This is a genomic window from Escherichia sp. MOD1-EC4550 (assembly GCF_963876935.1).
Taxonomy (GTDB): Bacteria; Pseudomonadota; Gammaproteobacteria; order Enterobacterales; family Enterobacteriaceae; genus Escherichia; species Escherichia coli_F.
The window spans coordinates 266361-290334 of record NZ_CAWNSE010000009.1 but is presented as its reverse complement, the minus strand read 5'-3'; the positions used below and the strand labels follow the sequence as shown (position 1 = coordinate 290334).

Genomic DNA, 23974 nt, shown 5'->3' with positions numbered 1-23974 from the left:
GCATATGGTCTCGCCTGACTGAAAGTGTTCAGTCCGTACGTGCCACGTTTTGCAACGAGTATGTTGACACGTACATTTCCGGAATCTGGAAATCGGCTACTCCCCAAATGAGGGCGCAACATTAACATATTTTTAGAATATAAAACAACTGTTGGGATATATTATTTCAGTAGTTAATTGATAACGATTTTCATTTAGATTTATATATCAATGAAACGTTAAAATAAATAACAAATAAGGGATGGGATAATATAGCCTAAGCTATGTCTGATTATTTAAAATACAGCAAGCATAGCTTGGGCTAAATTCATAACCTATTGAATGGAAACAAGAAGTTTATAAATTTTCTCCAGGTCGTCGATATTTCGAACGCGGATTAACAGCCGGCGCTGTTCTAATTGCATCACTAACACGCCATCTTCAGACAAGTTCATCGCTTTAATTCGACTATATTCAATCCAGACATTGGCGAAGAAAAAACCTTTTTGTTTAAAGATGATCTTCGGAACGCGGATCCAGAAAATATAAAACCCCATTAGAGCCAGTGCACTTAATAACCATGTCGTTATTTGCGCGCCATGATTCGTGACGTTGTTATAGATAAGAATGACAATCAGTCCTACGAAGATAACGCTGTCGATGCGGCCACGTCGGAGCAAAGGAATTGCCAGCAGGGTGGGGCCGTTGCGGCGGGGCATGATGAACTGATCGTAGATCGCGAAGGTCAGGAGTGCGGCGATGAAAAGAATCAGTACCAGGTCCGTGATTGTCATTAATCCTCCAGATAAAAAAACGGGGCCAAAAGGCCCCGGTAGTGTACAACAGTCTTACAGTCCCAGCAGGCCGCAAGCGTAACCAGCGATACCGATGACGAAGAAGCCAACGATGATCCACAGCGGGTTAACTTTTTTGCGCAGCAGCCACATACAAGCAAAGGTCAGCAGCAGTGGTACCAGGCCCGGCATTAACTGGTCAAGAATAGTCTGGACAGTGGTAACGTGTTCTTTGCCCGTCTGGTCAGTAATGCGAGAGACAACCAGCGGGATGTTGACATGTGTCCACTTGTTAACCAATGCCCCCATGACAAACAGGCCGAGAATAGACGCCCCTTCCGTCAGTTTTTGCAGGAAGCCGCCACCCATATCTTTAACGATATCGATACCTTTGGAGTAACCATACGCTACGCCGTAGTAACGGGTTGCCAGACGCACCAGGTTAAACAAGATGAAGAACAGCAGCGGACCTAACAGGCTGCCGCTCATTGCGATACCGGCACCCAGTGCTGCAAATACCGGACGTACGGTTCCCCAGAAGATCGGGTCGCCTACACCAGCCAGCGGCCCCATCAAACCGACTTTGATACCGTTGATAGCACCGTCATCGATCTCTGCGCCATTAGCACGCTGTTCTTCCAGCGCCAGGGTTACGCCGAGAATCGGCGCAGCCACGAACGGCTGGGTGTTAAAGAACTCCAGGTGACGGCGAATAGCTTGTTTACGAGCTTCGTTGTTCTCAGGGTAGAGGCGACGAATTGCCGGTACCATAGAGAAGCAGAAACCCAGTGCCTGCATACGTTCGAAGTTCCATGAACCCTGGAAGAGGTTAGAACGCAGGAAGACGCCACGAATATCACTTTGAGTGAGTTTTTTCTCGGTGGTAGTTTGAGTTGTATCAACCATTTCGCTCACCTGTTAGTCCAGTTCGTTATCGAGATCGTTGTTACCAGCTGCCTGAGCAGGCGCACCGGCTACGCGGTTGTATTTCGGGCTAAGTTGGATGTAGAGCACTGCCATAACAGTACCAATCACACCCAGAGCAACCAGGTTAAAGTTGGTGAATGCTGCGGTTACGAAGCCGAGGTAGAAGAACGGCATCAGGTAGCCAGCACGCATCATGTTGATAACCATCGCATAACCAACCACCACGATCATGCCACCGGCGATATTCAGACCATTGGTTACCACTTCCGGAATCGCATTCAGCATGTTCTGAACTTCGCTGGTACCAACAGACAGCGCAACGATGACGGCTGGAATAGCCACACGCATTGCTTGCAGGAACAGAGAAGAAACGTGGATCCAGGAAATCGCTGTCAGGTTGCCGTTATCTGCAGCCTTATCCGCAGCGTGCTGGAAAGCAACGGTAATAGTACGAACGATGATGGTCAGTACCTGACCTGCAGCAGCCAGAGGGATTGCCAGTGCGATACCCGCACCAATGCTCTGATGACCTGCAATAACCAGAATGGTAGAAATGATAGAAGCCAGAGCGGCGTCAGGCGCAACGGCAGCACCGATGTTCATCCAGCCCAGCGCGATCATTTCCAGCGTACCACCGATAATAATACCGGTTTTCATATCCCCAAGAACGATACCCACCAGGGTACACGCGATTAGCGGACGGTGAAACTGAAATTCATCGAGGATTGATCCCATACCTGCGATACAGGCTACGATAAATACCAGCACAATTTGAAGAGTGGTAATCTCCATTGTACTTCTCCTGTTTACGTAAGACTTAAGTGTGAAAACTGAGTGATAATCAACACAATACGTTACTTATCGATTTTGCTGATCAGATCCATCATTTTCAGTTTCGGATCGGTGGAAACCTTACGGACTTCCAGCTCAATACCGCGCGCATTCAGTTTCTTGAACGCCTCGATATCTTTTTCATCAACCGAAACCGCGTTATTCACCTGGGTTTTACCCTGACGGAATGCCATACCACCGACGTTAACAGAGGTGATTTTCACGCCGCCTTCAACGAGACGCTCAACATCTGTAGGGTTGGTAAATAACAGCATTACGCGTTCGCCAGCATATTTCGGGTTGTTGTAGACGCGAATCATTTTGGCGACATCAACCACGTGCGCTGTTACGCCCGGAGGTGCAACCTGGGTGAGCAGTGTCTTACGAACGGTATCCGCAGCCACTTCATCACTAACAACAATAATACGGGAGACATTGGTTTCTTTAGTCCAGCGGGTAGCGACTTGACCGTGAATCAGACGGTCGTCGATACGCGCAAGACCGATGACCATGTAGTCGTTTGGTCCCATTGGTTTTGCCGGAGTTGGAGCCGTTTTTGGGGCAGCGGCAGCGGGGGCTGGCGCGGCTTTTTCAACCGGTTTGGCTTTCAGTGCTTTCACGCCTTCACGGCCTGTTTCTACTGCCAGTGCCACCAGTTCATCAAAGCTTGGGTCATCATCACGGGCCATTAACGTTTCCACGAGCATTGGAATGTTAACGCCTGCAATGACTTCATAATGCTCTTTGTCGACGACAATGCGGCTGGCAGCATTGAACGGGCTGCCTCCCCACGTATCAACGAGAAACAGCACGCCTTTAGTGGTGTCGAGTTTTGCCAACTGAGCGTTATACTTTTCAATCAGCGTTTCGGCATTTTCACCTGGAACGAAATCGATCCAGCCGACGTTTTCCTGCTCGCCTAACAGCATTTCTGCCGTTTTAAGCAACTGCTCTGCAGCCCAACCATGTGTGCCTATAACAATAGCAATGGTCACTTGCTACCTCCTTTATTATCGTTAACACCTCAACGTGCCAGATGTATTTTTGAATCGTCGTCCACAATCGAATCGATTCAGATAAGGGCTACAACCAAAAACCCCTGCGTTTCGCGATTTATTTTAGATATCGAAAAAATTATTTTATGTGATGAAGATCCGTAATTTAACTTTCGATTAGCAGAAATTTCGAAAGGTAAAATATCCTTGTCACATTCGTTTGCAAAGGAAGGTAAATCTTTGCCAAATCAGATGTGTCTCTGATATGTTTAACTCCCGTTTAACAACCATGGAGTATAGGGCAGTAGCCCGCAGTATGGATCGTCACCGACGTCATTTCAGCATCAGGCCTTTTAACGCCTGCTTTTCTGGCACTTTATGCCGCACCTTTCGTTTGCCTTTTGTCGTTACGCCTGCATTATTTCTGGCGCCGAATAGCTATTCCTTAAGCAGGAGCTTGTCATGGAATTCTTAATGGACCCCTCAATTTGGGCGGGGCTACTCACGCTTGTTGTTCTCGAAATTGTGCTGGGTATCGATAACCTGGTCTTCATCGCCATTCTTGCTGACAAACTGCCGCCAAAACAACGCGATAAAGCGCGTTTGCTGGGATTATCACTGGCGCTGATTATGCGTCTGGGGCTGCTGTCGCTGATTTCATGGATGGTCACGCTGACCAAACCGCTCTTTACCGTCATGGATTTCTCCTTCTCCGGACGCGACCTGATTATGTTGTTCGGGGGGATATTCTTGCTGTTCAAAGCAACAACCGAACTGCATGAACGGCTGGAAAACCGCGATCATGATTCCGGCCACGGTAAAGGCTACGCCAGTTTCTGGGTGGTCGTCACACAGATCGTCATCCTTGACGCCGTCTTCTCGTTGGATGCGGTGATTACTGCTGTAGGGATGGTTAACCATCTACCGGTGATGATGGCTGCGGTGGTGATTGCGATGGCGGTCATGTTGCTGGCATCGAAACCGCTGACGCGATTTGTTAATCAGCATCCAACGGTAGTGGTGCTCTGTCTGAGCTTCCTGTTAATGATTGGTCTGAGTCTGGTGGCAGAAGGTTTCGGTTTCCACATTCCGAAAGGTTACCTGTATGCCGCGATTGGCTTCTCGATCATCATCGAAGTGTTTAACCAGATTGCGCGTCGCAACTTTATTCGTCACCAGTCGACTTTGCCGCTGCGTGCGCGTACTGCCGATGCCATCCTGCGTTTGATGGGGGGGAAACGTCAGGCCAATGTTCAGCACGATGCCGATAACCCGATGCCTATCCCGGTACCGGAAGGTGCGTTTGCCGAAGAAGAACGTTACATGATTAACGGCGTACTGACGCTGGCGTCGCGTTCTCTGCGCGGGATCATGACGCCGCGCGGTGAAATAAGTTGGGTTGACGCTAATCTCGGGGTGGATGAAATCCGTGAGCAGCTGCTCTCCTCACCGCACAGTCTGTTCCCGGTATGTCGCGGTGAACTGGATGAAATCATCGGTATCGTACGTGCTAAAGAACTGCTGGTGGCGCTCGAAGAAGGTGTTGATGTGGCGGCGATTGCTTCGGCGTCTCCGGCGATTATCGTCCCTGAAACCCTTGACCCGATCAACCTACTGGGCGTGCTGCGTCGTGCTCGCGGGAGCTTCGTTATCGTGACCAACGAGTTTGGTGTGGTACAAGGCCTGGTCACGCCGCTGGATGTGCTGGAAGCCATTGCGGGTGAATTCCCGGACGCTGACGAAACGCCGGAAATCATTACCGATGGTGACGGCTGGCTGGTAAAAGGCGGTACAGATTTGCATGCCTTGCAGCAGGCGCTTGATGTTGAGCACCTTGCCGATGACGATGATATCGCGACGGTCGCGGGCCTCGTGATCTCGGCAAATGGTCACATTCCCCGTGTGGGCGATGTGATTGATGTAGGGCCACTGCATATCACCATCATTGAAGCCAATGATTATCGTGTTGATCTGGTTCGCATTGTTAAAGAGCAACCGGCGCACGATGAAGATGAGTAAGCGTTAACGTAACGGCATAACGGGCGTGATATGTCCATTATGCCGGGCGGGCGGCGGTTGGCTGCCCGCCAGCCATTTGGGAAAATCACGTAGCGGCATCGGCTGTGCGTACAAATACCCTTGCAAAATATGCACGCCATGACGGCGCAAATACTTCGCCTGTTCTTGTGTTTCCACACCCTCCGCCACCAGTTCAATATTCAGTCTTTGCCCCAGAGCGATGATGATATCGGTCACCGTCGAGTTAACCGCGTCAGAACCTATAGCTGCGGTAAATGACTTATCAATTTTCAGCACGTCAGGACGTAATGTTTCAAGCCAGGAAAATGAACTGTTGCCGGTGCCGAAGTCATCAATCGCCAGTTTGACGTTTTTACGATGCAGCTCGCGGGCAATCCGATAATCAACATCCAGTAAGGCATCGCGTTCGGTGATTTCGAGGATTAGTTGCTGAATCGGGTTAGCGCTAAACCAGTACTGATTGAGATCTTTTATCAGCACACCACGGCGAAAATGGCTGGGTGCGACGTTAATGCCAACATGAAACTGACTACTCATTGGGAAAACATGCCGCTGACGGATGGTTTCTGCCATCACATAGCGGGTCAGTGGCACAATTAAATGATGTTCTTCCGCGATAGGAATAAACACATCCGGTGAAATCCAGCCCTGACGTGGATTGTTCCAGCGCAGCAAAATCTCTACACCAATACATTGCTGGCTGCGCGCATTAAGCAAAGGCTGGCAGAACAATTCGAACTCATGTTGCGCCAGGCCCAGATTGATTTCACGGGAAAAACTCATCCGGTAAGCGGTCGCCAGCCAGGCGATATAGCCCACAAGTAAACTTAGCAGCACCGCCAGCGGTAATTGTGTTGGAAGATAGTGCCATGCCAGCGCCGTAGCCCCCGGACCATTAACGTTAATGGTAAAAGGAAAGCGTTGCGAAGAAACATGATAGTTTTCATTGTCTTCAGGTTGCGGAAGGGAATCTACCAGCCCATTACCATAGAGCAAATGCCGATCGTCCACCGTCAGGCTGGCGCTACTGATTTGCGGCAGTTGTGGCTCAAGCAGCATTGCCGCCAGTAAGTCGATGTTGATCATCTCCATGACCCCAGCATTGCTGCTGCCCGCTGCAGGCGTCCATTGAATCAAAACCGGACTGCCTTTAATCAGGGCATGGTCGGTCGTCAGTCGTAAAAGTGGTTGCGGTGCAGGAAGTTCAGCCAGAATGTCCACGACGGGCACATTGCGATAACCAAAAATGCTGGAGCAATAAAGTGTGCCGTCTTGCACCAGGCCAATGGATCGCACAGTTTGGAGTTTTGCCGCCTGTTTACGTAATGGCAAATGGGCGACAGAGCAGGGCAGACCAATTAGCGGAAGTAAGACTTCGCTACCTGCCTGTAGGGGAAGCAGTACTTTATCTAATTCCTCTACAGCGTGATTGGCGAATTGTACTACCCGTTGTTGATTTAAGTTACGCTGTGAAATAAATCGCACGCTCAGGGTCGAAGCGAGCGTAACGAGTGCGCAAATCGTACAAACAATCATTCGATTACGGCGATAGGTTTTAATGATCCGTTGTGCTTTTTGCATGCGGGCCACCCTGTAAGCGTATGGCGACAAACGCCTGACGCAACAGTGGAAGTGTAGTGGGGAAAATTACAGCAGACGAGAAAGCAGGGATAAATTCGCCCATCCGTTGCAGATGGGCGAGGATAAAGTATTAGTCACACTGGACTTTAATTGCCAGACCACCACGAGACGTTTCGCGGTACTTGGCGTTCATGTCTTTACCGGTTTCGTACATCGTTTCGATGACTTTATCCAGCGAGACGCGCGGCGCACTGGTGCGACGCAGGGCCATCCGCGCGGCGTTAATCGCCTTGACTGACGCAATGGCGTTACGTTCAATGCACGGCACCTGAACTTGCCCTGCAACAGGGTCACAGGTCAGACCGAGGTTGTGCTCCATGCCAATTTCCGCTGCCACACAAACCTGTTCCGGGCTACCGCCCAACAGCTCGGCAAGGCCCGCAGCAGCCATTGAACAGGCAACACCCACTTCGCCCTGGCAACCGACTTCCGCACCGGAAATAGAGGCGTTCATTTTATACAGTGCACCAATCGCGCCCGCAGCCATAAAGTAACGGGTATAGATGTCCGGGCTAACCGATTCAATAAAGTGGTCATAATAAGCCAGCACTGCCGGAACAATGCCACAAGCACCGTTGGTTGGCGCAGTTACCACACGACCACCGGCGGCGTTTTCTTCGTTAACTGCCAGCGCAAACATGTTTACCCAGTCAATGACATTCATCGGATCGTTAGACAGTTTATCGCTGGAAACCAGCATCCGGCGCAGGGCCGACGCACGACGCGGCACGCGCAGCGGGCCTGGCAGTACGCCTTCGGTGTTCATCCCGCGATCGATACATGCCTGCATGGTTTGCCAGACATGCGCGAAATACTCATCGATCTCTTTCTTGCTGTGCAGCGCCAGTTCGTTCTGCATAGCGAGACCAGACAGCGAATAGCCGGTTTCATTACAGTACGCGAGCAGTTCGGTGGCAGATTTGAACGGATACGGCACGCTCACTTCGTTGGCTGCATCCTGACCAAAGTGTTCTTCATCGACGATAAAACCGCCGCCGATGGAATAATAAGTTTTGCTGTAGACGACTTCATCGCCGTTATAGGCGTGGATTTGCATACCGTTTTCATGCAGCGGCAGGTTGCCGTTATGAAAACGCATCCCGTTGTCGCGCGGGAAATCCACTTCATGCCGTCCCTGTGCCAGCAGCAGACGTTCGCGCTCTTCTACGTCGCGAATAAAACCGGGAATACTGTCGATATCCACGGTGGCAGGTTCGTTACCTGCAAGACCCATAATAATGGCGATATCGGTGTGGTGGCCTTTACCCGTCAGCGACAGTGAACCATAAACGTCCACGGCAACGCGAGTAACGCTATCCAGTAAGCCTTTTTCGACCAGATCATCGACAAACTGTTTACCCGCCTTCATAGGCCCTACGGTATGGGAAGATGAGGGACCAATCCCCACCTTAAACATGTCGAATAGACTAATCACGATAATACTCCTGACAAGGTGACTGGACTTCCAGTAACGAACGAATAACAGCGCATAGTGTAAGAGGGAACGCGGCGACTGGCTTAACTATTCACATGAATTAAACTAATCAAAAACCGCGATTTAACTAATATTGCGATGATTGTCTCAAGTAGTGTTTTGTAGATGTAAAGATAAGTATAGTCAGGGTTTCACACCAATTTGCAGCGCCAGCTCACGAATTATGCCTGCGGTCATTCCCCATACAAAATACTGTTCATACCAGGACAGCCATACCCGATGTGAATCGCCACGGCGATAGATATCTAACGGGTGATAACGGCCTAAATGCAGCGCCTGGGCGAGCGGCATTTCAAACACAGCGGAGACTTCATCTTCACTGGCGCGATACGGTAGATCGGGCGGGATAATGCCGACCACTGGGGTTACCTGGTAGCCAGTTACGCTATCGACGGGCGGCAGCACGCCGATAACTTCAACGGCGGAAGGCGGTATAGCGACCTCTTCTTCAGCTTCGCGCAGCGCGGCGGCGATAACTGACGCGTCCGTGTCATCGACTGCACCTCCAGGGAATGCCACTTGTCCGGCGTGTTTACGCAGATGAATCGAACGCTGAGTCAGCAACAACCCCGGTTGCGGTCGACGGACGATGGGGATTAACACGGCAGCCTGACGATGATTTAACGTTTCCCGGTTAATTTGCGGGCGCAAAAGTTGAAAGCGCGATAAAAAATCATCAAGCGTCAGGCTACGGTATTCCACGTCTTACTTCTCCAGTTGGCGTAATATCTTATTAACTTTATCAAAAGTTTCCTGATATTCCGCTTCTTCCTGGCTATCGGCGACAATTCCACCGCCCGCAGAGCAGTAAATTTGTCCGTTAATGGCAGTCAGCGTGCGGATAGTTATGCTGGTATCCATGTTGCCGCAAAAGCTCAAATAGCCAATGCTACCGCACCAGGCATTGCGTCGCTGCGGTTCCAGTTCGTCGATAATTTCCATAGCCCGTACTTTCGGTGCTCCAGTTATTGAGCCACCAGGAAAAGCTGCGCGCAGCAGATCGCTGGTGTGTAACTGTTCTGGTAGTTGCGCCGTTATGGTGCTGACCAGATGATGCACGGCAGGGAAGGGTTCCACCACGAACAGCTCTGGTACTTTTACCGAACCTGCTACGGCAACACGACCGATATCATTACGCATTAAATCGACAATCATCAGATTTTCGGCACGATCTTTCGCTGAGTTCGCCAGTTTTTCTGCTTGTTTGCTATCTTCCTGAGGATCGGGCAGGCGTGGTAGCGTGCCTTTAATCGGGCGGGTCTGGATTTCACTATTATCACAAAGAATAAACCGCTCTGGCGAAAGGCTTAAAATCGCGCCCTGTTCAAGACGTAAAAAAGCGCTAAATGGCGCGCGGTTGGCCTGATTAAGCTGAAGGAATGCCTGCCATTCATCGCCAGAATAGGTCGCATGGAAACGCTGGGCGAGATTCACCTGATAGCAATCACCGCTGTGCAGATATTCCTGTACCTGGCGAAATTTTTCGCCGTACAGCTCGCGGGTCATATTGGATTGCCAGTCGGAAGTGAGCGTGAAATCTTCCTGCGGCGAGAATTGCTGGCTTTCCAGCCAGGCCCGACGGGCATTGACATCATTATGACTCAGCAAAGAAACTGTTTGACGCTGGTGGTCGACAATGAGCGCCCAGTCGTAGATACCCACAGCCATATCCGGCAGAACGATATCTTGCTGCGCAATTTCTGGCAGTGACTCAAAACGGCGGCCCAGATCGTAGCCAAACAACCCCAGCGCGCCGCCCTGAAATGGCAAATCTTCGTTATGCGCTGGGCGAATGTCTGCGCGATCCAACACCTGCTGGAGCACCTGTAGCGGGTCATCAGTGGTCGTTGTGCGTTTTTCGCTTTCACTAACAACGGTTTCTTTACCGAAAGTGGTTAAAGTGCAAATCGGCTCGGCGACCACAATATCAAAGCGGCTATATGGATGATCGGCATAGCCGGAGTGTAAAAGCATCGCCCACGGCAGGTGACTTAAGCGGGAGAAATAAAATTCAGCGGCGTCCTGACGCCAGGGTAAAGTAATCACAGCGGGAGATAACGTCTTCATCAGTCCTGACTCTACTGGCTATGTGCCGGGTAGCATGAAATAATTAGCGCCAACAATTTAGCAGGAGTTAACAATGTTTGCAGGTTTACCTTCACTCACCCATGAACAGCAGCAAAAAGCCGTCGAGCGGATCCAGGAACTGATGGCACAAGGGATGAGCAGCGGCCAGGCAATCGCGTTGGTGGCAGAAGAGCTGCGTGCCAACCATTCCGGCGAGCGAATCGTGGCGCGTTTTGAGGATGAAGACGAGTAAAACTCTAATCCGTATCGCTTTCGTTATAGAAGCCGATGATTATTTGATTGTGAGAAAAAGGACGCTTTTTATATGTGGTTAAAAGCGTCCTACCCCATTTATGCTGATGTAAATTTAACTCAGACCAGTGCTTTTAGTTCTTCCTGCATATATGTTGAAAAGTATTCAGGATTTTTAATCACAATGCGTTCACCAGACTCCATTTTTTTTGCCCATCCAACCATTTTTTCCGTGAACCCAGGGTTCCAGCCTTCCTGGTCAGCTCGCGCCGTAATATCAGCGGCACTCGCGGGTACTCCCAGTTCTTTCAAATATTTAAAGATTCCCTTCGCCGTGCTTTCATTCATCGAACTTGGTGTTGGCGCTGATACATCCATGGCACCAATGAAATCCAGGGCTTTATCTATTACAGCAGGCATATTCTTATCCTTAAAATTAACCATGTTATCGATAAGGCTATATATGACCTTAATTTGCATCTAATATCAAAGGGATTATAACGATATGGCACGAGTTAACCTGTTGACATTCAGGTGTTTTAAAGGTAGCAGCTCATGGTGTGTTATCCAGTAAGAGGGAGAAAATTAACGGTCAGTTCTCACGCTATAACCAGATTGTTCAGCTAAGAAAGAAAACCAGAGATGCTAATCGAAGGGCGAACACAACGGCATTGTTATGTTTATTTATATAGTTAGTTTATAGCTAAAATTGAAATTATAAAAATAAATAATGAATTAGCAGGAGCATCAACAGTAATATCTTAATCTCTGGTCGATTTATGTAAAACCGACCAGTATTATCGATAAATTATCGTCTGACTTATTTTGCTTCGATAAAGCTTACACCGCAGCCACAATCTTAATTTCAACTTTATACTTCGGGTTCATCAAACCCGCTTGTACCGTGCAGCGCACCGGCGCATGACCCGCGACAACCCAGGCATCCCACGCTTTATTCATCGCCGCGAAGTCGTTTTTATCAGCCAGGAAAATGGTGGCATCCAGAATGCTCGATTTATTGCTGCCCTGTTTTTCCAGCACGGCGTCAATCTGCGCCAGCGTGTTGGCGGTTTGCTCAAAGGCATTGGCGTCAAGGTTTTCCGGCACACCCGTATAGTAGAGAGTGTTGTTGTGGATCACGACATCAGACCAGCGGGCTTCGGCGTCGATACGAACGATAGTCATCATTTTGTCCTCATTATCCTTCCATTTTCGTGCTGCAAAGACTGCCACAATGTGAGGTCGCCGTCACCACTTCAACTGGCGAAAGCGCCCTCATCCTGACATAATCCCTGTTCAAATCAACAGGGGGTAGTGTGACGGACGATTTTGCACCAGACGGTCAGCTGGCGAAAGCGATACCAGGCTTTAAGCCGCGAGAACCACAGCGTCAGATGGCGGTAGCCGTCGCCGGGGCGATAGATAAAAGCCAGCCGCTGGTGGTGGAGGCCGGAACCGGTACGGGCAAAACCTACGCTTACCTGGCCCCTGCGCTGCGGGCGAAAAAGAAAGTCATTATCTCGACCGGTTCAAAAGCGTTGCAGGATCAGCTCTACAGCCGCGATTTGCCAACGGTTTCAAAGGCGTTGAAATATACGGGCAACGTGGCGTTGCTGAAAGGGCGCTCTAACTACCTCTGCCTCGAACGTCTCGAACAGCAGGCGCTGGCGGGTGGCGATCTACCGGTGCAAATTTTAAGCGATGTGATCCTGCTGCGCTCCTGGTCTAATCAAACAGTCGATGGTGATATCAGCACCTGCGTCAGCGTGGCGGAAGATTCACAGGCGTGGCCGCTGGTCACCAGCACCAACGACAACTGCCTTGGCAGCGACTGCCCGATGTATAAAGATTGCTTTGTGGTTAAAGCACGCAAAAAAGCGATGGACGCCGATGTGGTGGTGGTAAACCATCATCTCTTTCTGGCGGATATGGTGGTGAAAGAGAGTGGATTTGGCGAACTGATCCCGGAAGCTGACGTCATGATCTTCGACGAAGCCCACCAACTGCCTGACATTGCCAGCCAGTATTTTGGTCAGTCACTCTCCAGTCGACAACTGCTCGACCTGGCAAAAGACATCACCATCGCCTACCGCACCGAATTAAAAGACACCCAGCAGTTACAAAAGTGCGCCGACCGCCTTGCCCAGAGCGCGCAGGATTTTCGCCTGCAATTAGGTGAGCCAGGTTATCGTGGCAACCTGCGCGAACTGTTAGCTAATCCGCAAATTCAGCGAGCATTTTTACTGCTCGATGACACCCTGGAACTTTGTTATGACGTGGCGAAACTGTCGCTGGGGCGTTCCGCCTTGCTGGATGCGGCATTTGAGCGCGCCACGTTGTATCGTACGCGGCTGAAACGGCTAAAAGAGATCAATCAGCCGGGCTACAGCTACTGGTACGAATGCACTTCGCGCCATTTTACTCTGGCACTCACGCCGCTCAGCGTGGCGGATAAATTCAAAGAGTTAATGGCGCAAAAACCAGGTAGCTGGATCTTTACCTCAGCAACGCTGTCGGTGAATGACGATCTGCATCATTTTACCTCGCGGCTTGGCATTGAACAGGCAGAGTCGTTGCTGTTACCCAGCCCGTTTGATTACAGCCGCCAGGCGTTACTCTGTGTGCCGCGCAACCTGCCGCAAACCAATCAACCGGGCTCCGCACGGCAACTGGCGGCAATGTTGCGACCGATCATCGAAGCTAACAACGGTCGTTGTTTTATGCTTTGTACCTCGCACGCCATGATGCGCGATCTGGCCGAGCAGTTCCGCGCTACCATGACGCTTCCCGTTTTGTTGCAGGGGGAAACCAGCAAAGGGCAACTGTTGCAGCAATTTGTCAGCGCCGGTAACGCGCTTCTTGTGGCAACCAGCAGCTTCTGGGAAGGGGTGGATGTGCGTGGCGATACATTGTCATTGGTGATTATCGACAAGTTGCCGTTTACCTCACCGGATGATCCACTATTAAAAGCGCGCATGGAAGATTGCCGTTTGCGCGGAGGCGACCCGTTCGATGAAGTACAGCTGCCGGATGCGGTCATTACTCTCAAGCAGGGGGTAGGGCGACTGATTCGCGACGCCGACGATCGAGGGGTTTTGGTGATTTGCGACAATCGGCTGGTGATGCGCCCTTACGGCGCGACGTTTCTCGCCAGTCTGCCGCCAGCGCCGCGCACCCGTGACATTGCCCGTGCGGTTCGTTTCCTTGCGATACCATCCTCCAGGTAATTTGTGATGGAGTATGGTATGATGCGCGCCTTTTTATTGATCTAAGCACGAAGACCCATGCGAATTCTGGCTATCGATACCGCGACAGAGGCCTGCTCTGTCGCCCTGTGGAACGACGGTACTGTCAACGCTCATTTTGAGCTTTGCCCTCGTGAACATACTCAACGAATCTTACCGATGGTGCAGGATATCCTGACCACCAGCGGAACTTCCCTGACGGACATAAATGCTCTGGCTTACGGGCGCGGCCCCGGTAGCTTTACCGGCGTGCGCATTGGTATTGGCATTGCGCAAGGGCTGGCGCTTGGCGCGGAATTACCGATGATTGGCGTCTCCACGCTAATGACGATGGCGCAAGGGGCGTGGCGCAAAAACGGCGCAACCCGCGTGCTGGCAGCCATTGACGCGCGAATGGGCGAAGTTTACTGGGCCGAATATCAGCGTGATGAAAATGGTATCTGGCACGGTGAAGAAACCGAAGCCGTACTCAAACCTGAACTCGTTCATGAACGGATGCAACAGCTTTCCGGCGAATGGGTGACGGTAGGGACGGGCTGGCAAGCCTGGCCGGATCTCGGTAAAGAGAGCGGGCTGGTTTTGCGCGATGGTGAAGTATTACTGCCTGCCGCAGAAGATATGCTGCCGATTGCTTGTCAGATGTTTGCTGAGGGTAAAACAGTGGCGGTGGAACATGCCGAGCCGGTTTATTTACGTAACAACGTCGCGTGGAAGAAACTTCCGGGCAAAGAATGAATCTTAAGAGTATGCCCTGAGAAAAAAGGAGTCGCATCATGGCGGTTCAAAAGAATGTTATCAAAGGCATACTGGCAGGTACGTTTGCGCTAATGCTGAGCGGTTGTGTCACTGTGCCGGACGCCATTAAAGGCAACAGTCCCACGCCGCAACAAGATTTAGTTCGGGTAATGAGTGCGCCGCAGCTGTACGTTGGTCAGGAGGCACGCTTTGGTGGCAAAGTGGTTGCGGTACAAAACCAGCAAGGGAAAACCCGCCTGGAAATTGCTACCGTACCGCTCGACAGCGGAGCCAGACCAACTTTGGGAGAACCTTCACGCGGGCGCATTTATGCCGATGTGAACGGTTTTCTTGATCCGGTGGATTTCCGTGGACAACTGGTTACGGTAGTCGGGCCAATCACCGGTGCGGTTGACGGCAAAATCGGCAACACGCCCTATAAATTTATGGTGATGCAGGTAACGGGTTACAAACGTTGGCATTTAACCCAGCAGGTGATTATGCCGCCTCAGCCGATTGATCCATGGTTTTATGGCGGTCGTGGCTGGCCCTATGGCTACGGTGGATGGGGCTGGTATAATCCCGGCCCCGCGAGAGTACAAACTGTTGTAACTGAATAATTGCTTGTTTTTAAAGAAAAAGAAACAGCGGCTGGTCCGCTGTTTCTGCATTCTTACGGTAAAGATAAAAATAAATAGTGACGCGCTTCGCAACCTTTTCGTTGGGTAATTATCAAGCTGGTATGATGAGTTAATATTATGTTAACGGCATGTATATCATTTGGGGTTGCGATGACGACGAACACGCATTTTAGAGGTGAAGAATTGAAGAAGGTTTGGCTTAACCGTTATCCCGCGGACGTTCCGACGGAGATCAACCCTGACCGTTATCAATCTCTGGTAGATATGTTTGAGCAGTCGGTCGCGCGCTACGCCGATCAACCCGCGTTTGTGAATATGGGGGAGGTGATGACCTTCCGCAAACTGGAAGAACGCAGTCGCGCGTTTGCCGCTTATTTGCAACAAGGGTTGGGACTGAAGAAAGGCGATCGCGTTGCGTTGATGATGCCTAATTTATTGCAATATCCGGTGGCGCTGTTTGGCATTTTGCGTGCCGGGATGATTGTCGTAAACGTTAACCCGTTGTATACCCCGCGTGAACTTGAGCATCAGCTTAACGATAGCGGCGCATCGGCGATTGTTATCGTGTCTAACTTTGCCCACACTCTGGAAAAAGTGGTTGATAAAACCGCCGTTCAGCACGTAATTCTGACCCGTATGGGCGATCAGCTATCTACGGCAAAAGGCACGGTAGTCAACTTCGTTGTTAAATACATCAAGCGTCTGGTGCCGAAATACCATCTGCCAGATGCCATTTCATTTCGTAGCGCCCTGCACAACGGCTACCGGATGCAGTACGTCAAACCCGAACTGGTGCCGGAAGATTTAGCTTTCCTGCAATACACCGGCGGTACCACTGGTGTGGCGAAAGGCGCGATGCTGACTCACCGCAATATGCTGGCGAACCTGGAACAGGTTAACGCGACCTATGGTCCGCTGTTGCATCCGGGCAAAGAGCTGGTGGTGACGGCGCTGCCGCTGTATCACATTTTTGCACTGACCATTAACTGCCTGCTGTTTATCGAACTGGGTGGGCAGAACCTGCTTATCACTAACCCGCGCGATATTCCAGGGTTGGTAAAAGAGTTAGCGAAATATCCGTTTACCGCGATAACCGGCGTTAACACCTTGTTCAATGCGTTGCTGAACAATAAAGAGTTCCAGCAGCTGGATTTCTCCAGTCTGCATCTTTCTGCAGGCGGTGGTATGCCTGTTCAACAAGTGGTGGCTGAACGTTGGGTGAAACTGACCGGACAGTATCTGCTGGAAGGTTATGGCCTGACCGAGTGTGCGCCGCTGGTCAGCGTTAACCCGTATGATATTGATTATCATAGTGGTAGCATCGGTTTGCCGGTGCCGTCGACGGAAGCCAAACTGGTGGATGACGATGATAATGAAGTACCACCGGGTCAACCGGGTGAGCTTTGTGTCAAAGGACCGCAGGTGATGCTGGGTTACTGGCAGCGTCCGGATGCTACCGATGAGATCATCAAAAATGGCTGGTTACACACTGGCGATATCGCGGTGATGGATGAAGAAGGATTCCTGCGCATTGTCGATCGTAAAAAAGACATGATTCTGGTTTCCGGTTTTAACGTCTATCCCAACGAGATTGAAGATGTCGTCATGCAGCATCCTGGCGTACAGGAAGTCGCGGCTGTTGGCGTACCTTCCGGCTCCAGTGGTGAAGCGGTGAAAATCTTCGTAGTGAAAAAAGATCCATCGCTTACCGAAGAGTCACTGGTGACTTTTTGCCGCCGTCAGCTCACGGGCTACAAAGTACCGAAGCTGGTGGAGTTTCGTGATGAGTTACCGAAATCTAACGTCGGAAAAATTTTGCGACGAGAATTACGTGACGAAGCGCGCGGCAAAGTGGACAATAAAGCCTGAGCGTTAAGTCAGTCGTCAGACGCCGGTTAATCCGGCGTTTTTTTTGACGCCCACTAAAGAGAATACAATTTGAATTACCAAATGATTACCACGGACGATGCGCTGGCTTCTTTGTGTGAAGCTGTCCGTGCCTTTCCGGCGATAGCCCTGGATACTGAATTTGTTCGTACGCGCACCTATTACCCGCAGCTGGGTCTAATTCAACTTTTCGATGGCGAGCATCTGGCGCTAATTGATCCTCTCGGGATCACCGACTGGTCACCGCTGAAAGCGATCCTGCGCGATCAGTCCATCACAAAATTTCTCCATGCAGGCAGTGAAGATCTGGAAGTGTTCCTCAATGTCTTTGGCGAATTACCACAACCCCTGATTGACACGCAAATCCTTGCTGCCTTCTGCGGACGCCCGATGTCATGGGGTTTTGCTTCCATGGTGGAAGAGTATTCCGGCGTTACGCTCGACAAGAGTGAATCGCGCACCGACTGGCTGGCCAGACCGCTGACCGAACGTCAGTGTGAATACGCAGCGGCGGATGTCTGGTATCTGTTACCGATCACCGCAAAGCTTATGGTAGAAACGGAGGCCTCCGGCTGGCTACCTGCGGCGCTGGATGAATGCCGCCTGATGCAAATGCGTCGTCAGGAAGTCGTTGCACCGGAAGATACCTGGCGTGATATCACCAATGCCTGGCAGTTACGCACACGCCAACTGGCCTGTCTGCAACTGTTAGCCGACTGGCGACTGCGCAAGGCGCGGGAGCGCGATCTGGCGGTGAACTTTGTCGTGCGTGAAGAGCATTTGTGGTCGGTAGCGCGTTATATGCCGGGAAGTTTAGGCGAACTGGACAGCCTGGGCTTATCCGGTAGCGAAATCCGCTTTCACGGTAAAACGCTGCTGGCGCTGGTGGAAAAAGCGCAGACATTGCCGGAAGAGACCTTACCGCAGCCGATGCTTAACCTGATGGACATGCCGGGTTATCGTAAAGCGTTTAAAGCGATTAAGTCGTTGATTACTGACGTGAGCGAAACACACAAGATCAGCGCCGAATTGCTGGCATCGCGTCGGCAAATCAACCAGCTGCTGAACTGGCACTGGAAACTGAAACCGCAGAACAATTTGCCGGAGCTGATTTCCGGCTGGCGTGGTGAGCTGATGGCGGAAGCATTACACAATTTATTGCAGGAATATCCACAGTAAAATCTTCCGAAGCCGGACTGGGCGCGCTCAGCGCCACATCCGGCTTCGGCAAACTACAAATCCAAAACCAGGCGTTTACCCTTCGCGCGTGAACAACAGATCAACATACTTTGCTGGCTGGCACGCTCTTCATCGCTAAAATACTGATCCCGATGGTCAGCTTCACCTTCCAGTATTGCCGTTTCGCAGGTTCCGCATACCCCTTCACGACATAAACATTCCACTTTCGCTGCTTTACTATTTTCAATAACCTGCAAAATAGTCATCTCTTCCGGCACCACAAACTCTTTTCCGGAACGGGCAAGCACCAGCGTAAATGCATCGCCGGTTTTGTCTTCGATAGCAAATTGCTCAAAGTGCAGCGTATCGATGGCGATGTCCAGACGCGCAGCTTCACTTCTTACCGCCTCATTTAGCGCCTCGGGGCCACAGGTATAAACATGTGTGCCAGGTTCGATATCCGCCAATAATCGCGCTAATTCCAGTCGTGTTCCGGTTGATGAATGATGCAAATGGACTTTCTCGGCCTGCGGATGCTGGACTAGCTCATCACGAAATGCGCAACTTTCTGGATTTCGCGAGCAGTAATGTAACTGCCAGTCGACGTCGCTGTATTGCAACTCTGCCATGTGCGACAGGAAAGGGGTGATACCAATACCGCCCGCGATAAACAGATGCTTTCTGGCCGAGGGAATTAGCGCAAACAGATTATTAGGCGTCGAAATGGTCAACCGATCGCCTGCTTTCACCTGCTGATGCAAAAAGCGCGAACCACCGCGCGAGTTTTCTTCCAGCCGAACGGCAATCTGATAACGAGACGTATCGAGTGGCGAACTCAGCAGTGAGTACGCATTGCTGTACTGGTTATCACCATCGCTCATCTGCACAATGATGTGACTTCCTCCAGTAAACGCAGGTAATGGTTTGCCATCGGTTGCCACCAGCGTGAAGCGTTTCACCTGTTCGGTAAGGGGGTCAACCTGACTCACCTGTACTTCAAACATTTGATAGTCTGACATTGCTGTACTCCATCAAAAATCAGCCCGGCGGCGGAAAATACCGCCGCCGATGTCATTAGTCCTTAAACACCTGCGCCAGCAGATTATGGAAATGGGCGATACCATGTTCGGAAATGCCACTACCGCTACTGTCGGCCATGATGCGCCCCTGACCACGATAGCCACGCGATTTCAGCCCTTTCTGTACGCTTTCAACCAGACGTAAATCTTCCGGACGGAACACATCGCGATACCACTCAATCAGCGATTTTTGCTCGTCGGTTAACTCTTCATTGGTGAAGTAAATATCGTAGTTTTGCAGGGTAGTTTCAGAATCCACCGGGAATTCATAAATGACCGTCATCATGCCTTTGATCGGGGTGACGTTCAGCATCGTGCACGGCCACAGCCAGAAACCATGGAATGCCGCATCCGTGCCCTCTTTGAATTTGAAAGACTGTTCGGACGGTTTGGCGAAACCGTACTGCAGCGTCCAGTTACCGTGCATGGTGTGCCAGTAACGATCAACCTGAACGGAGTCGGAGAAACCTGGATGCGCCGGACCACAGTGATAGCACTCGAGATAGTTATCGACAATGTTCTTCCAGTTGGCAGGCGTGCGGGTGGTAAAGCGGGCCGCCAGTTTCAGGTCATGGACTTCCGGGCAGGCTTCCAGCACTTTCGCCCCCAGACCGGGTAACTGATCTTCTACGCTGGTGGCGTTGGGGTCCATGTTGATGAAGACGAATCCGGCATATTCTTCCAGACGTACTGGAACCAGTTGCGCTTTGTCGCTATCGAAATTGGCGACGTTTTCGCAGTTACGCGCATGGGCCAGGTTGCCATCGAGTTTGAATGCCCAGGCGTGATACGGGCAGGTAATCACATTTTTCGCTTTCCCTTCGCCGCTCAATAACTGATGACCACGGTGCGGGCAAACGTTATAGAACGCGCGCAAAACCTTATCACGACCGCGTACCAGCACGATGCTTTCGCCAATGATCTCACGCGTCACATAATCATTGGCATTCGCCAGTTCGCTGCTGTGAGCGACGCAAATCCAGCTTTTGGCGAAGACGTTCTCTTTTTCGTGTTCAAACGCGTTCTGATCGGTATAAAAACGGGCAGGAATGGTCCACGCCTCTTGTGGGTTAGCGCAAAAATTTTCGGGTAGTACAAAGTCAGGGCTCAGATTGCTCATAGGGATACCTTTATCGTTAGGATGATGGCGCTCAGTTGTCGCCTTTGAATACGGTTCCCGCAGGGAGCACTGGCGTTTTTTCCAGGGCTTCAACCGGTGTCTGCGGGAGATAATGTTCAACTTGATGAGCCGGAATGTCGGCGTAATCCTGTTTCAGCCAGCGAACAAATCCGCCGACTTTCACCAGTAAAATGGCGAGGAAGGGAAGGGCAGTGAGGACGACGGTAGTTTTCATTGTTTCCAGCGAAGCACCGGTAAACAAGATGGAAAGCGGGATCAGGGTGATCACCACGCACCAGAATAGGCGAAGACCACGGTCAGGGTCGTCACCTTCCTGAAGATTTCGCGTACTGGTCGCCGCCATAGTGTAGGCCACCGCATCCATATGCGAGGCAAGGAAAATAATCATCACGCCCAGGTATGCGGCGAGGAATAATTTACCGGCTGGCAATGACATCAGAACTTGTTGAACGGCAGTTTCACCGCCCAACGTTTCCAGCACTTGCGGGACGTTGATCACGCCATTGATAAACTGATGAATAGCATAGCTTTCCATTACGCCGAAGAAGAACCAGCAGCCGACGGTGCTTCCGAGGATCAAGCCCCAAATAACTTCTTTGATCTTACGACCGCGCGAAACTCGGGTGACAAACATTGCTACGCCAGGGGTGTATGAGATCCACCACAGCCAGTAGAAAACGGTCCAGTTGCGGGTAAATGAACCATCGCCAAGCGGATCGGTGAATAAGCTCATTTGCAGGAAGTTTTGCGTGGTCAGGCCGATGGCATTGATGATGCTGTTGGTAATAAATTCGGTTGGACCGACAATCAGCACCAGTAATGGCAGCAGGAATGCGCCCCAGCCAACCATTTTGCTTAGACGTTGCAAACCGTTGTTGATACCAATCCACGAGCTTAGGCAAAAAATGCCGCCGGAAAGCAGGATCACAAATGCCTGTACGGTAAAGTTATCGGGTAAACCGGTCAGCGCGGAAAGCCCACGGGTAAAGGTTGCTGCGGTGACAACAAGGGAAATGGTCAGTGCGCCGACAGTGGCGATCAGGAACATCAAATCGACCAGTTTCCCCCACGGGCCTTGCGGGCGAACGCCGGTAATAGCAGCAATAATGCCGGAAAGGCTCAGCCCTTTATTTTTCCGCACATGAAAGTGATAAGCCATGATTAAGAGGCCAGCGTATAAGTTGCCCAGGCGCTGATGCCCCAGTGGAAGAAGGAGTAGGGAACGCTAAATTCGAGTGCCTGTTGTGAACGCGGTGCGATATTTAATCCAGGCGTTTGATAATAATAGGCCCATTCAGCAACCCCCCAATAAAGCGTAGAAGAACCTAAACCTGCACAAATAAACATAAACAGCCAGGAGAGCGTGCTGTATTCCGGTTTTTCTTCGCCAAGACGAATATTGCCGTATTTACTGGTGGCTAAATAAATCACCAGTCCCATTGCCAGCAAAACCAATACCTGTACGGCGGAACCTAACGTACGCGTAACAAAAGTGTATATTGCGTTGGCCGCGTCGGCCGATTGTTGTGGGAAAAGGCTTAATGCAGCTGCGATGAAAAGAATGGCCACCAGGCTGATGCTTATCAACGGCACATCTTTTTTCTTAACATTGCTCATCATGAGTCATCTCCTGGGCATAAAAGCCCGTCTCTGGCTTTTGCCAGTTGTAATTATTTGCAGGGTATGAGTTGTATGTTGTGTTTAACAAATTGATTATTTACATGTTACATAAATTAAACAATTAAGAATACGGAAAGCCATAAAACACGAAACGGAAACAATAAAAGGTGAAATGACGCAGGTTATTTACTGCAAAGAACGAATAAAAAAACCGCGTCAGTGACGCGGTTCAAATAAACTGGTTTGACCTTAACGCAAAATAATTTTGCAAATCGCGTCGGCAACCTGTGGCGTGGTGGCATTGCCTTTCATATCAGGTGTTTTCGGCCCGTGAGCAATCACTTCTTCAATCGCGGCCAGAATACCGTTATGCGCTTGCCGGAAACGCTCATCGCCATTGCCGAGAAAATCGAGCATCATTGCACCGGCCCAAATTGTGGCGATAGGGTTAGCAATATTTTTCCCGTAGATATCCGGCGCGGAACCGTGGACTGGCTCGAAGAGCGACGGGAAAGTGCGTTCTGGATTCAGGTTGGCGGATGGGGCAATGCCGATGGTGCCGGTGCAGGCCGGGCCAAGATCGGAAAGAATATCGCCAAACAAATTAGACGCCACCACCACATCGAAGCGTTCCGGCTGCATCACAAAACGTGCGCAGAGAATATCAATATGCTGCTTGTCCCAGCGGATCTCCGGGTAATTCTCAGCCATTGCTTCCACTCGCTCATCCCAGTACGGCATGCTGATGGCTAAACCGTTCGATTTAGTGGCAGAAGTTAGCGTCTTACGTGGGCGGCTTTGCGCAAGTTCAAAGGCATAGCGCAAAATACGATCGACACCACGACGAGTAAATACCGATTCCTGAATGACGACTTCATGCTCTGTACCTTCATTCACTCTACCGCCGAGCGAGGAATATTCGCCTTCGGTGTTTTCCCTGACCACGTAAAAATCGATGTCGCCAGGCTGTTTTCCCGCCAGCGGGCAGGGAACGCCAGGAAAGAGACGAACCGGGCGCAGGTTGACGTACTGGTCGAACTCACGACGAAATTTCAGCAGCGAACCCCACAACGAAATATGGTCCGGAACGGTATCCGGCCAGCCGACGGCACCAAAATAGATGGCGTCGAAACGACTAAGTTGCTTATGCCAGTCGTCCGGCATCATTTTACCGTGATGGCTGTAATACTCGCAGCTCGCCCACTCCATTTGCTCAAAACTCAAGGCGAAGCCCCAGCGCTCAGCGGCAGCCTGTAACACGCGAATCCCTTCAGGAAGGACTTCTTTGCCAATCCCGTCTCCCGGGATCGCAGCAATACGCATCGTTTTCATCATTGGGTTCTCACTTCCTGACCATCAAAATTGACAATACCCTCATCCTATAATTGACTGAAAAGGAATTAATCCCCGTAACTGGTGAAACATA

The 23974-nt window shown here is 50.8% G+C and carries 21 protein-coding genes and 1 pseudogene; 8 read left to right on the top strand and 14 right to left on the bottom strand.

The window, feature by feature from the left end:
• Window positions 1–314: 314 nt before the first annotated feature.
• The 4 genes from AACU19_RS06660 to manX all read right to left on the bottom strand — a co-directional run bounded on the left by AACU19_RS06660 (window position 315) and on the right by manX (window position 3526).
• Complete coding sequence (locus tag AACU19_RS06660) at window positions 315–773, bottom strand: DUF986 family protein (protein WP_000156289.1); 459 nt, start codon at window positions 771–773, stop codon at window positions 315–317.
• 54 nt (window positions 774–827) lie between these two features.
• Window positions 828–1679, bottom strand: a complete 852-nt coding sequence (gene manZ, locus AACU19_RS06655; protein WP_000228655.1) for a PTS mannose transporter subunit IID — start codon at window positions 1677–1679, stop codon at window positions 828–830.
• A 12-nt stretch (window positions 1680–1691) separates the two neighbouring features.
• Window positions 1692–2492 (bottom strand): PTS mannose transporter subunit IIC, encoded by an 801-nt coding sequence (gene manY, locus AACU19_RS06650; RefSeq protein WP_000406926.1) that lies wholly within the window; start codon window positions 2490–2492, stop codon window positions 1692–1694.
• Window positions 2493–2554: 62 nt separating this feature from the next.
• Window positions 2555–3526: a PTS mannose transporter subunit IIAB gene (gene manX, locus AACU19_RS06645; protein ID WP_000150546.1), complete on the bottom strand. Its 972-nt coding sequence runs from the start codon at window positions 3524–3526 to the stop codon at window positions 2555–2557.
• Between the two features lie 316 nt (window positions 3527–3842).
• Between manX and AACU19_RS06640 the strand changes: the two genes are divergently transcribed.
• Window positions 3843–4001 (top strand): protein YoaL, encoded by a 159-nt coding sequence (locus AACU19_RS06640; RefSeq protein ID WP_269218577.1) that lies wholly within the window; start codon window positions 3843–3845, stop codon window positions 3999–4001.
• A complete protein-coding gene (gene yoaE / locus AACU19_RS06635) occupies window positions 3989–5545 on the top strand; it encodes a CNNM family cation transport protein YoaE (RefSeq protein ID WP_000394976.1) in 1557 nt (518 codons plus the stop codon). Before AACU19_RS06640 ends, yoaE begins: the two co-directional genes overlap by 13 nt.
• Window positions 5546–5548: 3 nt before the next feature.
• Here the strand turns inward: yoaE and AACU19_RS06630 are convergent, their stop codons facing one another.
• From AACU19_RS06630 to pabB, 4 genes are all read right to left on the bottom strand, one after another.
• The gene (locus AACU19_RS06630) at window positions 5549–7147 is read right to left on the bottom strand and encodes an EAL domain-containing protein (protein ID WP_105278833.1); all 1599 of its coding nucleotides are present in this window, start codon (window positions 7145–7147) and stop codon (window positions 5549–5551) included.
• Window positions 7148–7277: 130 nt separating this feature from the next.
• On the bottom strand, window positions 7278–8642 hold the full coding sequence (sdaA, locus tag AACU19_RS06625) for an L-serine ammonia-lyase (RefSeq protein ID WP_000624298.1): 1365 nt from the start codon (window positions 8640–8642) through the stop codon (window positions 7278–7280).
• A 183-nt stretch (window positions 8643–8825) separates the two neighbouring features.
• The gene (locus tag AACU19_RS06620) at window positions 8826–9404 is read right to left on the bottom strand and encodes a CoA pyrophosphatase (RefSeq protein WP_000456725.1); all 579 of its coding nucleotides are present in this window, start codon (window positions 9402–9404) and stop codon (window positions 8826–8828) included.
• Between the two features lie 3 nt (window positions 9405–9407).
• Window positions 9408–10769 (bottom strand): aminodeoxychorismate synthase component 1, encoded by a 1362-nt coding sequence (gene pabB / locus AACU19_RS06615; protein ID WP_000855010.1) that lies wholly within the window; start codon window positions 10767–10769, stop codon window positions 9408–9410.
• 73 nt (window positions 10770–10842) lie between these two features.
• On the opposite strand from pabB, the gene AACU19_RS06610 reads away from it, so the two are divergent.
• The gene (locus AACU19_RS06610) at window positions 10843–11022 is read left to right on the top strand and encodes a YoaH family protein (protein ID WP_000457334.1); all 180 of its coding nucleotides are present in this window, start codon (window positions 10843–10845) and stop codon (window positions 11020–11022) included.
• A gap of 119 nt (window positions 11023–11141) precedes the next feature.
• Here the strand turns inward: AACU19_RS06610 and AACU19_RS06605 are convergent, their stop codons facing one another.
• Both AACU19_RS06605 and AACU19_RS06600 read right to left on the bottom strand, forming a co-directional pair.
• Window positions 11142–11441, bottom strand: a complete 300-nt coding sequence (locus AACU19_RS06605) for a DUF1889 family protein (protein WP_001111989.1) — start codon at window positions 11439–11441, stop codon at window positions 11142–11144.
• Window positions 11442–11861: 420 nt separating this feature from the next.
• Entirely contained in the window at window positions 11862–12206 is a 345-nt protein-coding gene (locus AACU19_RS06600) for a RidA family protein (protein ID WP_001354727.1), read from the bottom strand.
• 131 nt (window positions 12207–12337) lie between these two features.
• Here AACU19_RS06600 and AACU19_RS06595 point away from each other — a divergent pair, with 131 nt between their 5' ends.
• The 5 genes from AACU19_RS06595 to rnd all read left to right on the top strand — a co-directional run bounded on the left by AACU19_RS06595 (window position 12338) and on the right by rnd (window position 18708).
• Entirely contained in the window at window positions 12338–14248 is a 1911-nt protein-coding gene (locus tag AACU19_RS06595; RefSeq protein ID WP_105271074.1) for an ATP-dependent DNA helicase, read from the top strand.
• Between the two features lie 57 nt (window positions 14249–14305).
• Window positions 14306–15001, top strand: coding sequence for a tRNA (adenosine(37)-N6)-threonylcarbamoyltransferase complex dimerization subunit type 1 TsaB (gene tsaB / locus AACU19_RS06590; RefSeq protein WP_001220981.1), 696 nt, complete (start codon window positions 14306–14308; stop codon window positions 14999–15001).
• Window positions 15002–15039: 38 nt separating this feature from the next.
• Window positions 15040–15621: a Slp family lipoprotein YeaY gene (gene yeaY, locus AACU19_RS06585; RefSeq protein ID WP_000290557.1), complete on the top strand. Its 582-nt coding sequence runs from the start codon at window positions 15040–15042 to the stop codon at window positions 15619–15621.
• Between the two features lie 204 nt (window positions 15622–15825).
• A complete protein-coding gene (gene fadD / locus AACU19_RS06580) occupies window positions 15826–17511 on the top strand; it encodes a long-chain-fatty-acid--CoA ligase FadD (protein WP_000758422.1) in 1686 nt (561 codons plus the stop codon).
• An 81-nt stretch (window positions 17512–17592) separates the two neighbouring features.
• Entirely contained in the window at window positions 17593–18708 is a 1116-nt protein-coding gene (rnd, locus tag AACU19_RS06575; protein WP_123057657.1) for a ribonuclease D, read from the top strand.
• Window positions 18709–18761: 53 nt separating this feature from the next.
• Here the strand turns inward: rnd and yeaX are convergent, their stop codons facing one another.
• From yeaX to dmlA, 4 genes and pseudogenes are all read right to left on the bottom strand, one after another.
• Complete coding sequence (gene yeaX, locus AACU19_RS06570; RefSeq protein ID WP_105278831.1) at window positions 18762–19727, bottom strand: carnitine monooxygenase reductase subunit YeaX; 966 nt, start codon at window positions 19725–19727, stop codon at window positions 18762–18764.
• 55 nt (window positions 19728–19782) lie between these two features.
• Window positions 19783–20907, bottom strand: coding sequence for a carnitine monooxygenase, oxygenase subunit YeaW (gene yeaW / locus AACU19_RS06565; RefSeq protein WP_096263816.1), 1125 nt, complete (start codon window positions 20905–20907; stop codon window positions 19783–19785).
• 31 nt (window positions 20908–20938) lie between these two features.
• A pseudogene (gene yeaV, locus AACU19_RS06560) lies at window positions 20939–22548 on the bottom strand (BCCT family transporter YeaV).
• A gap of 249 nt (window positions 22549–22797) precedes the next feature.
• Entirely contained in the window at window positions 22798–23883 is a 1086-nt protein-coding gene (dmlA, locus tag AACU19_RS06555; RefSeq protein ID WP_105278830.1) for a multifunctional D-malate/3-isopropylmalate/tartarate dehydrogenase, read from the bottom strand.
• Window positions 23884–23974: the final 91 nt, after the last annotated feature.

Excerpts from the sequence above, each read along its gene's own strand:
- AACU19_RS06660 (WP_000156289.1), bottom strand. The coding sequence starts at position 773 with ATGACAATCACGGACCTGGTACTGATTCTTTTCATCGCCGCACTCCTG.
- manZ (WP_000228655.1), bottom strand. The coding sequence starts at position 1,679 with ATGGTTGATACAACTCAAACTACCACCGAGAAAAAACTCACTCAAAGT.
- manY (WP_000406926.1), bottom strand. The coding sequence starts at position 2,492 with ATGGAGATTACCACTCTTCAAATTGTGCTGGTATTTATCGTAGCCTGT.
- AACU19_RS06640 (WP_269218577.1), top strand. The coding sequence starts at position 3,843 with ATGGATCGTCACCGACGTCATTTCAGCATCAGGCCTTTTAACGCCTGC.
- yoaE (WP_000394976.1), top strand. The coding sequence starts at position 3,989 with ATGGAATTCTTAATGGACCCCTCAATTTGGGCGGGGCTACTCACGCTT.
- AACU19_RS06630 (WP_105278833.1), bottom strand. The coding sequence starts at position 7,147 with ATGCAAAAAGCACAACGGATCATTAAAACCTATCGCCGTAATCGAATG.
- pabB (WP_000855010.1), bottom strand. The coding sequence starts at position 10,769 with ATGAAGACGTTATCTCCCGCTGTGATTACTTTACCCTGGCGTCAGGAC.
- AACU19_RS06610 (WP_000457334.1), top strand. The coding sequence starts at position 10,843 with ATGTTTGCAGGTTTACCTTCACTCACCCATGAACAGCAGCAAAAAGCC.
- AACU19_RS06605 (WP_001111989.1), bottom strand. The coding sequence starts at position 11,441 with ATGCCTGCTGTAATAGATAAAGCCCTGGATTTCATTGGTGCCATGGAT.
- AACU19_RS06600 (WP_001354727.1), bottom strand. The coding sequence starts at position 12,206 with ATGACTATCGTTCGTATCGACGCCGAAGCCCGCTGGTCTGATGTCGTG.
- tsaB (WP_001220981.1), top strand. The coding sequence starts at position 14,306 with ATGCGAATTCTGGCTATCGATACCGCGACAGAGGCCTGCTCTGTCGCC.
- yeaY (WP_000290557.1), top strand. The coding sequence starts at position 15,040 with ATGGCGGTTCAAAAGAATGTTATCAAAGGCATACTGGCAGGTACGTTT.
- rnd (WP_123057657.1), top strand. The coding sequence starts at position 17,593 with ATGATTACCACGGACGATGCGCTGGCTTCTTTGTGTGAAGCTGTCCGT.
- yeaX (WP_105278831.1), bottom strand. The coding sequence starts at position 19,727 with ATGTCAGACTATCAAATGTTTGAAGTACAGGTGAGTCAGGTTGACCCC.
- yeaW (WP_096263816.1), bottom strand. The coding sequence starts at position 20,907 with ATGAGCAATCTGAGCCCTGACTTTGTACTACCCGAAAATTTTTGCGCT.
- dmlA (WP_105278830.1), bottom strand. The coding sequence starts at position 23,883 with ATGATGAAAACGATGCGTATTGCTGCGATCCCGGGAGACGGGATTGGC.